We start from the raw sequence: 15,091 nt of genomic DNA, 5'->3' as shown, positions 1-15,091 counted from the left end.
TTTTATTTAATGAGAAAGATATCTGTATAGTAGGCACCACTAAGTTCATTACCTGAAGCATCTAAAAACCAAGTTTTTAACTCAGAATTTCCTTTAGGCAAATTAACTTCAAAAATTGCTGCTTTATCTGTTAAACTAACTGCAATAGTTTTATCAAACGTACCTACTTTTAACCGTGCGCTTGCTATTGGCATAGCTATACAAGCTGGGAATTTTCTATATTCTTCTTGCACTTCAGGCAAAGCTTTAGTTAATTCTGCATTGACTGAAGCTGGATAACGTCTTAATTCAAAACGGTAAGTTCCTGCTTTTTCAGCATTAATTTTCCATTTGCCATTGGCTTGATCTCCCGACCAAATAGGTGTTTGAAGTGTTACATTGGCTTTCGTTGTTTTTTCAGTCCAATCAAAACAAGATAGCATAACTGGATTCTCTTCTCCCCCAATGCCTATATGAGCATAAGCTTTGGCTTCTGGAGTAATAGCATTCCACCATTCTTTATAATGATCTTGCATTTTTTTTACAACATTTGGATGCTCATTTGCTACATCGTGCTTTTGACCTATGTCTTCAGAAACATTATACAATTCTTTATTATGAACCAAACGCCATTTGTTCCATAAAACTGCCGACTTCCCGTAAGTAGGTTCATCTAGTCCTGTCCATTGCACCACTAATTTTCTATCGTCAATCGATGCTTGTTCGCCAGTAATTAACTTTTCTAAACTTACACCATCAAGTTTCTCTTGAATCTCATCATCAGATTCTAATTTACATAAATCCATGAGTGTTGGTAAAATATCCTGAACGTGTGTTAATTGATCAAAACTAGTATTATGCTTAAGATTACCTTTTGGCCATCTTATAAAACATGGCACTCTATGTCCACCGTCATAATATTGCGATTTGTACCCTTTCATTCCAGCATTATGTACATATACACCTGCTGTTCCTCCGTTATCAGTTAAAAATACCAGTATTGTATTTTCTTTTAAACCATTTTCATGAAGAAAAGTTTCTAAACGTCCCATATTCTCATCAAAATTGGAAATCATTCCAAAGAAAGATGCTACTTTTTTAGCATTATGACGTCCCGTTACTTTAATATCTTTATAAGGTTCCTTATATTTTTCAGCTACATAATGAGGGCCGTGGGGTGCATTGGTTGGTAAATACAAAAAAAACGGTTCGCCGGAAACTTTTTTTCGTTTCATAAAATCCATAGAAAGGTCGAACCATACATCAGTACAATAGCCTTTATATTGACGCCATTTTCCATCTTTATCATGATAGTGATCATCAAAATTATCATTTTGCCAATAATCTGGAGACTGATGTACTGAACCCCCTCCATGGGTTACAGTTTCATCAAACCCTTTATCTTGTGGACGGTATGGATAGTTTTCTCCTAAATGCCATTTTCCAAAATGTCCTGTAGCGTATCCATTAGCTTTAAAAATATCTGCTATGGTTTTATGACCTGTTTTAATCATCTCATGACCGTATGCCCAAGACCATGCGCCATTATGCATAGCATCTTGTCCTGTTAGAAGTTGTCCTCTTGTTGGCGTACATACAGGAGCAACATGAAAATCTGTTAAACGTACACTCTCTGCATGAAGTACATCTAAATTAGGTGTTTTAAGGTAAGGGTTGCCATGAATACTTAAATCACCGTAACCTTGGTCATCTGTTAAAATAACAATAACATTTGGTGGTGCATCATTGTTCTGAGCCTCATTTTTTTGCTTTGCTTTGGCATTACAGGAAAATATTAGCAAAATAAATATCCCCAATAACTTCATACTAGTTTTCATAAAAGTTTAGTTTAATCTTTATTATTAAATGCTTCTTTTTTTAACTTCAGTTTTCTATGCATATAATCATCAAATGCTTTACCGTCAAAAGGCACTACAACAATTTTACTCCCGTGTTTATCATTGGCTTTGTCCTGTCCTTTTTTAACATCTAATACTGAAAAAATAATGTGGGTTACATGCCCATTTTCCACATAAGGTGTAGCCCTTTCTACAAATACCCAATCGTTAACTATCTCATTAGTATATTTAAAAATATTAGCCTCCTTTTTAAACGCTACACCTTGATATTCCCAATCATTAATCCCATCAAAAGATGTAAAATGATGTGTGGTTTTTGTAGGCCAATGGTTTACAATAATATGGTATATACCATTATTGTACCATACGCTTGGGTCTTCCATGTGCCAAACGTTATACTCGGGAAATTGCTTTACAAAAACACGATCTCCCATTATTTTATAAGGTCCTAAAATACCATTAGTACTTAGCATAGGTGCTGTTGACCTTGGAATAATCATATAGTTTCCGTCTGGTCTTAACAATATTTTGACGTTAGACATATTTCCTACCATACCGTTTTTAACTGCGCCTTTATTATTTTCATCATAGCGAGCTAACTCATAAGGAAAGCCATTTAAATCTATTTTTATTTCACCAAGAAGTTTAAATGGCCCATTCGGATTATCGGATACAAAAACCTCTCCTTTAGTGATCTCGCTTGTAATAACTGCATACCTCCCATCGTGCATTCTTAAGCCTATAACATTACTTCCTTTTCCATTGTTCCATTGTGGCCAAATTTCACCTAAATCCTTATAAGGTCCCATAACATTGTCACTAACAGCATGTATTCCTTTAGATTCATCATGCCATCCCTTGCTATGGTTTACACTTTGTGTCCAACGACTACCATAAAAGTGATATTTACCATCATCAGATTTTACGATACGTCCATCCCAATAATTCCAGTTTTTTAATTTTGGGTCTTCCAATCCATTAGCTGTATCTCTAGGAATAACGTTTGGCGCCCCCCAAATACCATCTGAAACCAAAGGCGCTTGTAAAGGCATTGGTTGAAAAAAATCGACAAGCATTTTTTCTTCAACTTTTGAGCTACAGGACCAAATTAAAATGCATAGAATTGATGCATGAACTAATTTTTTCATACTTTTTTATTTGAGTTGAATTTTAAAAACATAAGCCGCTTCACAGGGCTTATTTCCCTCAACTTTTATGGCAAGTCCTTCTGAAGTTTGCTCCCAAATTATATTATTAGTTCCACTTATGAATTCTACCGATTCAATATTTCGACTATCATAAGGATTATTCTTAGCTAAAGACTTGATAGTATAAGTGCCGTCTTCTGACCAATTTAAAGCAGTTGCATACAAGTAATTCTCTTTTGTTGTAAAACGAATATCCTTTGCTGTAGCCAACTTATTTTCTTTCTCTGAATGATGCCCTTTACTAACTTTAGTAGGGCCTTCCCCATAAATTTTCCATGGTCGTGTTTCAAAAATAGCTTCTCCATTTACACTTAGCCATTTTCCCATGTTGGTTAAAATATCTTCAGATTCTTGAGGAATAGTACCATCGGCTTTTGGCCCAATGTTTAACAATAAACAACCATTTTTACTAACAATATCAATGAGTTCATCTAACAGATAATTAACCGATTTATACTGTTCATTTTTAATATGACCCCAAGAAATTTTACCAACTGATGTATCGGTTTGCCAAGGGTATTTAAAAATTCCATCCATACGCCCGCGTTCTATATCCAACACAATTAAATCTTCGGGAAAAGATTCGTTTTTCATATTTTTATCTTGAAATACTACTTCCTTATCCCAATCTAATCCTTTGTTATAATAATATGCCAGAATTTTTTTGTGAACTGACTCAAACCCAGGTTTATCCAATCCAAAATCAAACCATAATAAATCGGGTTCATATTGATCAATAACATCGGTTGTTCTGTCCCACCAATGATTTAAAAACTTTTGTGTTGGCAGGTCTCCTTTTTTTATAGGCTCTCCATATAAATCATAATAATTAGGGTCGTTAGTATCCCAATCTGGATTGCTACGACTATAATACTGTCTGTTTAGTGCAAAATGAGAAGATACTCCAAATTTTAATCCTAAGGATTTGCACTCCTCTGCAACCATTTTCATAATGTCTTTTTTAGGCCCCATGTTAGCTACATTCCATCTGGTGTGGTTGGCATTGTACATGGCAAAACCATCATGATAATCCGCTACATGTACTACATATTTTGCATGGGACTTTTTAAATAAATCACCCCATGATTTGACATCAAAATTCTCAGCCTTAAATAATGGTACTAAATCTTTATAACCAAACTTTGAAGCATCTCCATAGTGTTCTTTGTGGTATGTATATGGATACTCCCCCCCACGTTGCCATTTAGGACTGTAGATACCTTTTCCATATTTCTCACTACTGTAAGCTGGAACTGCATAAGGCCCCCAATTAATAAAAATACCGAATTTAGCATCTCTAAACCACTCTGGCACCTCATATTTTGATCGAATAGATTCCCAATTGTCTTCATACCGAAAAGCTTCTGGTGATGTACTGGATTCTTTTTTTATGCCTTTATTACAGGATGATAAAACCAGTAATAAAACAATAACTTGGATTATACTTTTTTTCATTTTATCAAAAATTTTTAAAATTCATTAATTAAAAAATAATGTATATGAGAGCCATTGCTAAGAGTAATAACACACTCAAAAACTTATAATTTCCTATTCCCTTCCATCCTTTAGGTTCTAGAGGTTCCCAAAAATAAGCCCATGTTAGCGCTTTACTTTTTTCAGTTTGCTCTTGGGGTTTCCAATAACTAAACACTACCATAATAATGGTGCAAATTATAGATAAATATACCCCTTCCATAAGAGTTTTGGGTTTCCATTCTGGAAAACCAAAAATTTCATAAGTTCTATGGTATACATAAACCAATACGCCTGCTAAAGACCCCAACCAAAGTGTCCATTTTGAGGCAAAAGACGATGCTTTTTTCCAAAAAATACCGAATAAAAAAACCATAGTTAGAGGTGGCGAAATTAATACCACAATACCAACCATTTCGTTAAAAATTCCTTCTTTCCCTTCAATAGCAAAAGACCATAATACAGAAACTATCATGGCGACAAAAGCTGTTATTCTACCTATACGTACTAACTTTTTATCTGGCGTTTTAGGTTTGAACCTTTTGTACAAATCGTAGGTAAACAATGTTGAAATTGAATTTAAAGCTCCTGAAACCGAACTCATTACAGCTGCCAATAATGCTGCCGCCATTAGACCTGTTAGCCCTGGAGGCAAAAGATTACGAATTAAGAATGATAGTGTGTCTTTACTTTCCAATAACGTATCGTCTATTTTCCCTGTATTTATTAAAGCCACTACCATAAGCCCTGGCAATACAAAAATGAACATGGGCAAGAGTTTTAAAAAACCCGAAAAAATAGCTCCTACTCTAGCATGTTCTTCGTCTTTAGCTCCTAAAACACGTTGCACGATAGTTTGATCTGTACACCAATACCATATTCCAATTACTGGATATCCTAAAAATACTGCATACCAAGGGAAGTGCGATTCTTCTCCGGAACGCAACAAATTTAAAGCACTCTTATCAATATTATTAACCAATACATCCCAACTACCTAGCTTTAAATAAGCTGCAACGGTAACTGCAATAGCTCCTAATATTAAAATAATAGCTTGTAAGGACTCTGTAAACACCACTGCTCTTAACCCGCCAACAATTGTATAGGCTCCCGTTAACAGAACAATTAATAAAATACTCGCTGTTTTATCAAACCCAAACATGCCCTCTAAAACAACTGCTCCAGTAACAAGTGAAAAACCAATATGTACCAATATTGCTGATGCTATAGATATACCTGCAACCCAATCTCGCGAAGCTCTATCAAAACGTTGTTCTAAAAAATCCGGTAAGGTTGCAACACGGCTTCTTATGTAAAAGGGCACAAAAAATATAGCCAAAATAATAATGACAAAACCAGACATTAATTCGTAATTGCCATTTAACAGGCCATCTTCATAACCCGCTTGAGCCAAACCTACCATGTGAATTGTAGATATATTGGTAGCAAATAATGATAGGCCAATCACTGGCCATTTAAGGTTACCACCAGCTAAAAAATACCCTTTACTATCGGTTTGGACTTTCTTTTTATCAATATAGGCTTTAATATAATACCAGCACCCCAAAGACAGAATGACTAATAAGTATACCACGATTATAATTAAGTCTATATTGTTTAGTTTAATGTCCATATTGTTTTACGTACTTATTATTATATATGTTTAAGCTCTACAGCCATTAGCAAGAGATGGTGTATCTTGATGTTTATAAGGAATAAAAAACTCTCTGTGTCCTAAAGCCTCTGGCTTAGAAGCCATACCAGAACACACATTTATAATTAGTTTAGCTAAATCTAAGGCGGCTTCTTCCATAGTTTGTTCTCCAGATAGTACTTTGCTCGCATCAAAATCCATATCCCCTTCCATATTTTTAAAGGTCTCCGCATTTCCTGTTACTTTTAATAAAGGTGCAATAGGGCTTCCTATAACAGAGCCTCTACCTGTTACAAACAATACAACCTGAGCACCTGTTGCTATTAAATCTAAAATCCCTTCACTATCATTTGGATTGGTGTACCCAAACTGCATAAAATGCTTATCTGGAACCGAATCTAGCAACCACAAACCATTTTGGGATGGTATTTCTGATACTTTAATAACACCTTCTATGGGTTTAGAGCCGCTTTTGGCAAAGGCTCCCATACTTTTTTCTTCAATAGTAGTGAGACCGCCTTCAAAATTACCTGGTGATGTAGACCATTGCCGTACATCTTTACAGTAGCTCATTGCCTTATCATAGGCTTGTGCCAAAGATTGTTTTGCAGTTTCTGTTTTTCCTCGATCTACTAGAATATCTTTTAAGCCAATTAACTCTACAACTTCCTCAAAAATTGCCGTACCACCCTGTTCTACCAAAATATCATAAAACCTTCCCACTACTGGATTTCCTGCCAACCCAGAGGTAGCATCGCTACCACCACACTCTGCACCTACTACTAAATCTTTGAGGTCCATTTTTACCTTTGGCACTTTAGAGATTTCTTCTTTAAAGGTATTTACAATGGCTTTTCCTTTGGTAATACTTTTTGTTGTACCTCCAAAATGTTGAATAAAAAAACTATCTGCCGGCCTACCAGAACTGCGAACTACTTCCGCTATTTTTTCTGGCCTTGTATATTCACATCCTAAACCAACGGCCAATACAGCGCCTACGTTTGGATGGCGTGCTAAAGCCAACAACATTCGTATTGCATAAGCATTGTCATAACATCCAGGAAAGCCAATTACATGTACATCATCTTCATCTTTGGCTATTTGATGAGCTACAAAACTTGCACATTCTACTGTGTATATTATTAATACTAAATTACGAATGCCTTTACGACCATCATTCCGTAAATAGCCATCCCATGTTGTTTGAAGTATCTCCTTGTTCATTGTAGCTGCAATTTATAGATATTCAATATCTGTTGGAGCGCCAGTTTCTGTATCTAAAGTACTTGAGCGTTCATCAAATTTACTCTCTAAATTATGCAAGTGTATCCAAGTTCCTAAACCTATGGGAATACTTGCATAACCAATAATAACACCATATTTAACAATAGGCTCGCCTTGTTTCAAATCTTTTAAAGCTATTTTATGCCCAGCATTAATTGTTTCAATAACATCTACTTGCACTATTTTTTTTTCTGTATCACGAAAAGACACCAAACCAATACTTAATTTTTCTAAAGCTGTGGCTACATTATCATCATTGTGAATCTTTATTAATGCCTGTTTCATAAAATGAATTTACCTTTAAGATGTTACATAATTCCGAATTTCTCAAAAGCCTCCACAGTAGTCATTCCGCCTTCTAATGCTTTTAGCACACTTTTTTCTCCTCTTGCCTTCTCAAAAGCTAATGTAAACACCTGTTCTTCTACTTCCTTAGGAATAATTACAACGCCATCGCGATCTCCATATACCCAATCTCCTGGGTTTATTTTTATACCATTCCAAATTATAGGTACTCCATAATCAATAACCTTACCTCTAGGGCCTTGATCTTGGGCATAAGTTCCGATTGAACATGTTGGGAAATTTAATCTCAATATTTCATTGGTATCTCTACTATAGCCATCAACTACTGCTCCTGCTGCTCCACATTTTATAGCTCTGGTTGACATTAAGCCACCCCACATGGCATAATTATGAGAGCCTCCCGTGCATATATAAACTTCGTTTTTTTGCAGGGAATCTAATGCCTCAAACATTAAACCAAAAGGTTTACTCATGAGCTCGTTTTTTGTGTTTTCTACAATTTCGTCGTAAACATCCGCTTCAACAACTGGCATAGCTCTACCAAGCACTACCATTTCTGGAGATAATGGTTTTACTTGAGCAGGTAAAAATTGATGCCTTAAATTAATTTTATCTAAGGAATCTCCAACTAAGGCTGTAAATAATTCTTTTTTTGCAAGTGCTATTAATTCGTCATCATTTTTCCAAATGGGTGTACTCATGCGTATTATATATTAATAATTTAACTACAATGATAATGGATATATTGAAAAAACTCTACGACTGTATTATTAACAACTAATACAATATTGCCTTTTATGAGTAAATAATAAGTGTTTTGAGAATATATGGTAATGTTTCAAATAAATCTTTGAAGCAACTATTTAATTTGCTTAAGATATTCTGATGGTGTAACCCCCATAATATTTTTGAATTGACGGTTGAAATGTGATAAATTTCCATAGCCACTAGAATAACATACCTGACTTATACTCTTATCGCTTTTTTCATGAAACAATTTGCATGCATAACCTACTCTTATATTATTGAGGTATTGTGTAAATGTTTTTCCATTTACTTTCTTAAAAAAACGACAAAATGAGGATTTACTCATATTTGAAATTTTCGCAATTTCATCTAAAGAAATCTCATTTTGAAAGTTGTGTATTAAATATTCTAATACACTGTTTAAATTTCCTTTGTTAGTAAAAGAAGCCTTATGATAACCTTCGCTACAAAGTGTTTGATAATGTTTATCATCTGCTAGAATACCCAAAATTTTCATAAACATTACCAATCTATCAAAATTTGATGCTTTTTTCATCTTTAACAAAATACCTGCTGCTGCTTGAGTAGTTTTATCTGAAAATTTGATACCGAGTTTTGATTTTGAAAGCAATGCATTCACCTTAGACATCTCTGGCATATCATAGAAACTGGTTCCTGCAAAGTTTTTTTTAAAGTGTATAACCAAAGATTCTGCATGCTTAAAATTATCTTGATTGTTAGCTTTAAAGTCATCGTCTAAAAGCCAACGATGGGATAGGTTTTCTCCCATTAAAACCAAATCTCCAGGTTGAAAAGGTTCTATATGCTCACCTATGAATTTAATACCAGTACCCTTTGCATTATAATTTAATTCTAACTCTGGATGACAATGCCATATATCTAGATAAGACGCCGAATAATTATGAGTAAATCCTAATGAACTATTTAAATGACTGCTTCTATCTACTTGTTTAGTTATCAATTATAAGTCTTTATATTAGAAAAGTGGTTTACTAATGTGCTATGACTTTTTCATAACACCCAATGCTTATCAAACAAATATATGAAATGTATAATTTTAACCACTTTAAAAGTTAATCTTAGCACCACCATCAACAGGTATTGTAACCCCTGTAATATACTTACTAGCATTTGAAGCTAGAAAAATAGCTGTATTACCAATATCTTCTGGCTGTCCAAAATGGTTCATAGCTATCCTATTAACTATTTTGTCTTTTCGTTGTTTGTCAACATCTAGTGCTTTATGCAACATATCAGATTCAATCCAACCTGGAGCAATCGCATTTATTCTTACATGATGTTTTGAATATTCTGTAACCAAGTTATTCATTAAACCTGTTAGAGCTGTTTTAGAAGTACCATAGGCAACGACTCTATCCATCCCAAACAATGCTGTCATGGAACTAATTAGTATAATAGCTCCTTGTTTTCTTTCAATCATTTTTCTTGCACACTCCCTAGTTAACGAAAAAACACTTAGCAAATTGGTGTTTATGACGTTTTCAAAATCATTGTCACTGGTATCTTGCGCCCATTTCTTTAAATGAACACCTGCATTATTCACCAAAATATCAATAACACCAAAACGATGCTCTATATGAGAAATTAGCTCTGGAATATTGCTTTTATCACTTATATCGTTTACAATATAATTTGCGTTATCGCCTAATTCTTCTACTGCTTTTTTTAGCACCTCTTCTCGTCTTCCAGTGATAATAACTTGAGCATTTGCACTAATAAATGCTTTTGCTATTCCTAAACCAATGCCAGTTCCTCCTCCAGTGATTAAGGCCAATTTATTTTGAAGTGAAAATGTATCCAATCCCATGGTTTGTGTTTTAAAGATTATACAATGTTATGGGAAATTGAGATGTTATTCTAGGTTAAAATTATTGAATATTGATACTATATATACTTTTCTGGTTGACTAACATGAGTTTAATGAGAAATTAATATATAACCAACTCTAATTATGATTTAGTTTTATTTTGTTTTTAATGATAATTCACTAACATTTTTAGCCATTAAAAACCAAACCGATAAAGTAAGAGCTATAACTACACCTATAATACATGATAAGACATATGGCAACTGAAAACCTTCTGGTGCTACTAATATATAAGTTACCACAACAACCGTCATAAATGCAGCAGGAATTAAAATAAATAATGACTTTTTTCCTTGTTGTTTCATATACACTGCTGCAGCCCATAATACAACTGTTGCCAACATTTGGTTAGACCAACCAAAATACCTCCATATAATTGCAAAATCAACTCTTGTTAGAATCAGAGCAATTAAAAAAATAGGAACGGTAATAACCAAACGCTTCGCTAACTTGGTTTGATTAAAGTTAAAAGCATCAGCTACCGTTAATCGTGCACTTCTAAATGCGGTGTCTCCTGATGTTATAGGGGCAGCGACAACTCCAAAAATTGCAAGAATACCTCCAACTTTCCCCAACATGGTATTGCAAATAATATTTACTACCCATGCTGCGTTATGACCTTCAATAGCCATGGTCTCCCCCAATTGCTTAACACCTCCAAAAAATGCCATAGCGACTGCTGCCCAAATCATGGCCACAATACCTTCAGTAATCATAGCGCCTATAAATACTTTTTTGCCATCTTTTTCATTGGAAATACATCTTGCCATTAGCGGTGATTGTGTAGAGTGAAAGCCAGAAATTGCACCACAAGCAATTGTAATAAATACTAATGGAAATACGGGATATTTATCGGGCGAACTGTGCATATTAACAAAATTTGATATCGTAAGTTCTGGAATAGTATAGCCTTGAAATAATAAACCACCAAATAGCCCTATTGCCATAATTAAAAGAGAGGCTCCAAATAATGGATATACTTTCCCAATGAGTTTATCAATGGGAATCATGGTTGCCAATAAATAATAAACAAAAATAGCACCTATTAAAATAGAAACATTTACACCTGTTAATTCCTGTAAAATAGTAGCTGGTCCTTTAACAAAAACTACGCCTACCAAAATAAGCAATACTACTGCAAAAACACGCATAAATTGCCTAACGCCACCTCCTAAATATTTACCAACAATTTCTGGAATACTATCGCCTCCATGTCTTATAGATAACATTCCTGAAAAATAATCATGAACAACACCGCCAAAAATACAACCAAAAACTATCCATAAAAACGCTACTGGCCCCCATAATGCACCAGCAATAGCACCAAAGATTGGCCCTAAGCCAGCTATATTTAAAAACTGAATTAAAAATATTTTACCCAATTTTAATGGGACATAGTCTACCCCGTCTTGTTTGGTTATAGCAGGTGTTTTTCGGTTAACATCAATACCAAATTGTTTTTCAACATAATTTCCATATATAAAATAACCCAATATTAAAACTGCTATACAAACTAAAAATGTTATCATGGTTTTACTTTTTTCTAATAATTATTATTGAACTCATTTTATGAACTTAACTAAGCTTATAGTTTACTCTTATATTTCTTTTGAAATTGAAGAACCCTTGTTTTTTGATTATTACTTAACGTTATATTGTTTAAAAACCAATAAGCTCTTCTCGAAATTAAAAATTCCTTGTGATCCAGGAGCTTTAAAACTTCGTTAACGACTTTAGATGATTTATGCTTTTTAAGCTTAAACAAATCTAAAATAAGATTTATCTCTTGATAATTATTGGTCATTAATAACTGTTCACTAAAAGCATCGTAAAACGGTTCAGGTGCTTTAAAAGCTGTTTTATATAAGGAATTTAAAATAGTGACACGAAATTTCTCATCAGCAAATTCAAAAAAAGAATTAATGTTGCTATAATAATTTTTTGCTGAAGATTGTTCTAAATAAGCCAATGTTATAGGCTGTAACATAGATTCTATGTTTGCAGCCTTTAAAACATTTTTAATAGTATTATCATCATAAATTTTTCGTTTTATGAATGTTTCTATTGCTAATTCCCTGTAATACTTGTCGCCATAAGTTAAGTAGTTTAGCAAAAGTTGAGTATCGCTTTTTTTTGATGTAATGTCTCTTATTTTTTCAACAAAACTTCCATTTGCCCAATGCCATAAGGTATAACAGGTCCAAACAGCTCCTGTAACGACTGCATTGGGGTCTATGCTAATTGTTGCACCAGATAATGCATCAACGGCATTATTATCTGCCTTACTTACCAACTCTTCTTTATAATACTCCTTTAAAACGGAATTTCTATCCTTTAATATTTGATGTAATTTATTATGGTCTTCTTTTGCAAAAGGCTCCCCTTCTTCTTTTTCAAGATTAAAGCCTTTTGCTATCTCATAGTGTGTATACCTTCCTAGTGCATCCCAATAGATACGCATGGGTATAACTTTACACACTTTACTACCACAAACAACAGATTCTACCTCAGCATAAAATATACGAGCACCACCATACGATTTTTCTACTTCAAATAATGTCTGCTGTATTGGTTTCGTATTATCTATACCTGGATGTAATACCGCAACATCGTGTTTTATAATTGTATCTCTTTTAGTACCTATATTTTGTTTTGATAAAAAAAAAGCAGCAAAAAGAATAAAACTATGAAAAACTATTATTTGGATTTTAGAAATCATTTATGAATAACAACGAACTTCAAATAATTTGGCGGTATCATGTCCATACGTTTCCTTCATATTGATTCTTATAGCTGTTACCTTTTTAGAATCGAAATGGAATTTGATTAAACGCCTTAAATTGTCTTCTTTTTCACCAACCTTTACCCATTTACCATCTACTCTTACTTCAGCATCTAAAGTTTTTAGAAGTTCAGGCGGAATTTGAGTTGTATGATGCTTAAGTGTAGGTTGCTTACGCATCATAATCTTTCTTTGAAGATTGGTATCACACTTAATTTCAATTTTAGACAAATCAATTGGTGCTTCCCATTCCATTTGTAATTGAGCAGGTAAAGATTCAGATTGCCAGTGATTGATTTCATTTCTATATAAAATATCTCTAGAAACACCGTTTGTCAATAAGTTTACATCGCCTGTCTTTGTAGAAGAGGCAAAAATCGTGCTAGCTTTTTTAGCCAAATCTTTAGCATCATTTGCTTTTACATTTGGAATATAAACATCATCTCTCATCAATTGCTCTTGCAATTCTTTGATGTGTTTTTGAGCAAATTCTCTTGGCAGGATACCTTTTTCTACACACATGGCAGCAGCTGTACCAATAGCTTGTCCCATAAGCGCACAAGTGCCTTGAATTCTTGTAGAAGACAATGCAATATGTGTTAAACTAGCATTACGACCAGCAAACATTAAGTTAGAAATGTTTTTAGAATATAAACATCTAAAAGGCACCTCATACATTTTTTTAAATTTTTGATGGAAATAACTAGGAGGTAAATCTATTCTTTCTATTCCTCCAGGGTTGTGCTCATCTAAAGACCATCCTCCATATCCAATAGCATCTTCAAAATGTCTGTATTCCGTTAAATCTTTTTCAGATAATACATAATCACCAATAAAGCGTCTAGATTCTCTTCTACCTGGAAAAGACCCTACCCATGTAAGTGCATAATTAGCTGATTCTGGGTGTTCTCCAGAGTTCTTTACATAGTCCCAAACCCCATGTAAATAGCCCATCAATTTATGTCGATTTGTTTCTTGGTCTTCGATAATATCATATTCGCTTCCTAACTCAACCCACCAAAAACCATCAACATATTGTTTGATACGTCTTTCTTTACCTTCTCTTTCTTCATGTTTAAAAGGAATAGTAAATGAAGGTGCTTTATAAGGCATAGGCCGTCCCATATCTTTGGCTTGCATTAAAATAGATGATCCCATTTGCCATCCATCTGCTTCATCTGGAGCATATTTCTCATCATATTCTGCCTTACCTTCTCTACCAGTTCTGTATAATGCACCTGCCTTAGCAGCCATTAATCCATCACCAGAACAATCCAAAAACAAGGGCGCTTCTACAATATATTCCATTTCGGTAGTAGACTGCCAACAACGCGCTGCTTTAATTTTATCATCACCATCCATGATGGCATCAATGGCCTGCGTATTTAACATGACTGTTAAGTTAGGCTCTCTCGTAACATAGTCATATAAGACATGATCCCAAACAGGATAGGACTCTTGCTGATTATAGGCTCTATTTTCAATTTGAATTTCTTCAAAAATTCCAGTCTCCCGTTCAGGTAATTTAGTTGATTCTAATTGATTTACACCATTTAGAGTTACTCTAATTTCACTTGAAGAATTCCCCCCTAATACAGGTCTATCGTTTATTAAAAGTGTTTTAGCTCCAGTTCTGGCAGCAGATACAGCTGCAGGAACCCCTCCCATACCAGCTCCTATGACTACAACATCATATTGAACTGTTTTTTTTCTTACTGGTATTTCTTGTTTTCCTGTTCCTAGAGATTCCCATTGGTCATTTTCTCTATTAGATAAGTAACTTTCGTTCTTTTCACCAGGAGACACACAAGCAATAGGCACTATAGTAGTTGCCGCTGCTGCTCCTGCTACATTCCTTAAAAAATTCCTTCTTTTCATATCTTGTTACTT

General features: G+C 34.2%; 12 protein-coding genes. All 12 read right to left on the bottom strand.

The features are described from left to right. Nucleotides 1–2 precede the first annotated feature (2 nt). The 12 genes from Q4Q39_RS02045 to Q4Q39_RS01990 all read right to left on the bottom strand — a co-directional run bounded on the left by Q4Q39_RS02045 (nucleotide 3) and on the right by Q4Q39_RS01990 (nucleotide 15,079). Entirely contained in the window at nucleotides 3–1,817 is a 1,815-nt protein-coding gene (locus Q4Q39_RS02045; protein WP_303280695.1) for an arylsulfatase, read from the bottom strand. Between the two features lie 11 nt (nucleotides 1,818–1,828). After that, nucleotides 1,829–2,986, bottom strand: a complete 1,158-nt coding sequence (locus Q4Q39_RS02040; protein WP_303280694.1) for a glycoside hydrolase family protein — start codon at nucleotides 2,984–2,986, stop codon at nucleotides 1,829–1,831. Nucleotides 2,987–2,992: 6 nt separating this feature from the next. Next, complete coding sequence (locus Q4Q39_RS02035) at nucleotides 2,993–4,501, bottom strand: alpha-L-fucosidase (RefSeq protein ID WP_303280693.1); 1,509 nt, start codon at nucleotides 4,499–4,501, stop codon at nucleotides 2,993–2,995. 28 nt (nucleotides 4,502–4,529) lie between these two features. Beyond that, nucleotides 4,530–6,152 carry a sodium:solute symporter family transporter gene (locus tag Q4Q39_RS02030; RefSeq protein WP_303280692.1) on the bottom strand — a complete coding sequence of 541 codons (1,623 nt, stop codon included), beginning with the start codon at nucleotides 6,150–6,152 and terminating at the stop codon, nucleotides 4,530–4,532. Nucleotides 6,153–6,182: 30 nt separating this feature from the next. Then, nucleotides 6,183–7,397, bottom strand: a complete 1,215-nt coding sequence (locus tag Q4Q39_RS02025; protein WP_303280691.1) for a UxaA family hydrolase — start codon at nucleotides 7,395–7,397, stop codon at nucleotides 6,183–6,185. 12 nt (nucleotides 7,398–7,409) lie between these two features. Continuing rightward, a complete protein-coding gene (locus Q4Q39_RS02020; RefSeq protein WP_303280690.1) occupies nucleotides 7,410–7,742 on the bottom strand; it encodes a UxaA family hydrolase in 333 nt (110 codons plus the stop codon). Nucleotides 7,743–7,765: 23 nt separating this feature from the next. Then, a complete protein-coding gene (locus Q4Q39_RS02015) occupies nucleotides 7,766–8,464 on the bottom strand; it encodes an RraA family protein (RefSeq protein ID WP_303280689.1) in 699 nt (232 codons plus the stop codon). A 158-nt stretch (nucleotides 8,465–8,622) separates the two neighbouring features. Further along, nucleotides 8,623–9,492: an AraC family transcriptional regulator gene (locus tag Q4Q39_RS02010; protein ID WP_303280688.1), complete on the bottom strand. Its 870-nt coding sequence runs from the start codon at nucleotides 9,490–9,492 to the stop codon at nucleotides 8,623–8,625. Between the two features lie 105 nt (nucleotides 9,493–9,597). After that, nucleotides 9,598–10,359: an SDR family NAD(P)-dependent oxidoreductase gene (locus tag Q4Q39_RS02005; protein ID WP_303280687.1), complete on the bottom strand. Its 762-nt coding sequence runs from the start codon at nucleotides 10,357–10,359 to the stop codon at nucleotides 9,598–9,600. Nucleotides 10,360–10,514: 155 nt separating this feature from the next. After that, nucleotides 10,515–11,948: a carbon starvation CstA family protein gene (locus Q4Q39_RS02000; protein ID WP_303280686.1), complete on the bottom strand. Its 1,434-nt coding sequence runs from the start codon at nucleotides 11,946–11,948 to the stop codon at nucleotides 10,515–10,517. 56 nt (nucleotides 11,949–12,004) lie between these two features. After that, entirely contained in the window at nucleotides 12,005–13,138 is a 1,134-nt protein-coding gene (locus tag Q4Q39_RS01995) for an FMN-binding protein (RefSeq protein ID WP_303280685.1), read from the bottom strand. Further along, a complete protein-coding gene (locus Q4Q39_RS01990; RefSeq protein WP_303280684.1) occupies nucleotides 13,139–15,079 on the bottom strand; it encodes an FAD-dependent oxidoreductase in 1,941 nt (646 codons plus the stop codon). Nucleotides 15,080–15,091: the final 12 nt, after the last annotated feature.

Source organism: Flavivirga amylovorans, assembly GCF_030540875.1.
Taxonomy (GTDB): domain Bacteria; phylum Bacteroidota; class Bacteroidia; order Flavobacteriales; family Flavobacteriaceae; genus Flavivirga; species Flavivirga amylovorans.
The sequence above is the reverse complement of the archived record's forward strand: the minus strand, read 5'-3'. Positions and strand labels throughout refer to the sequence as shown.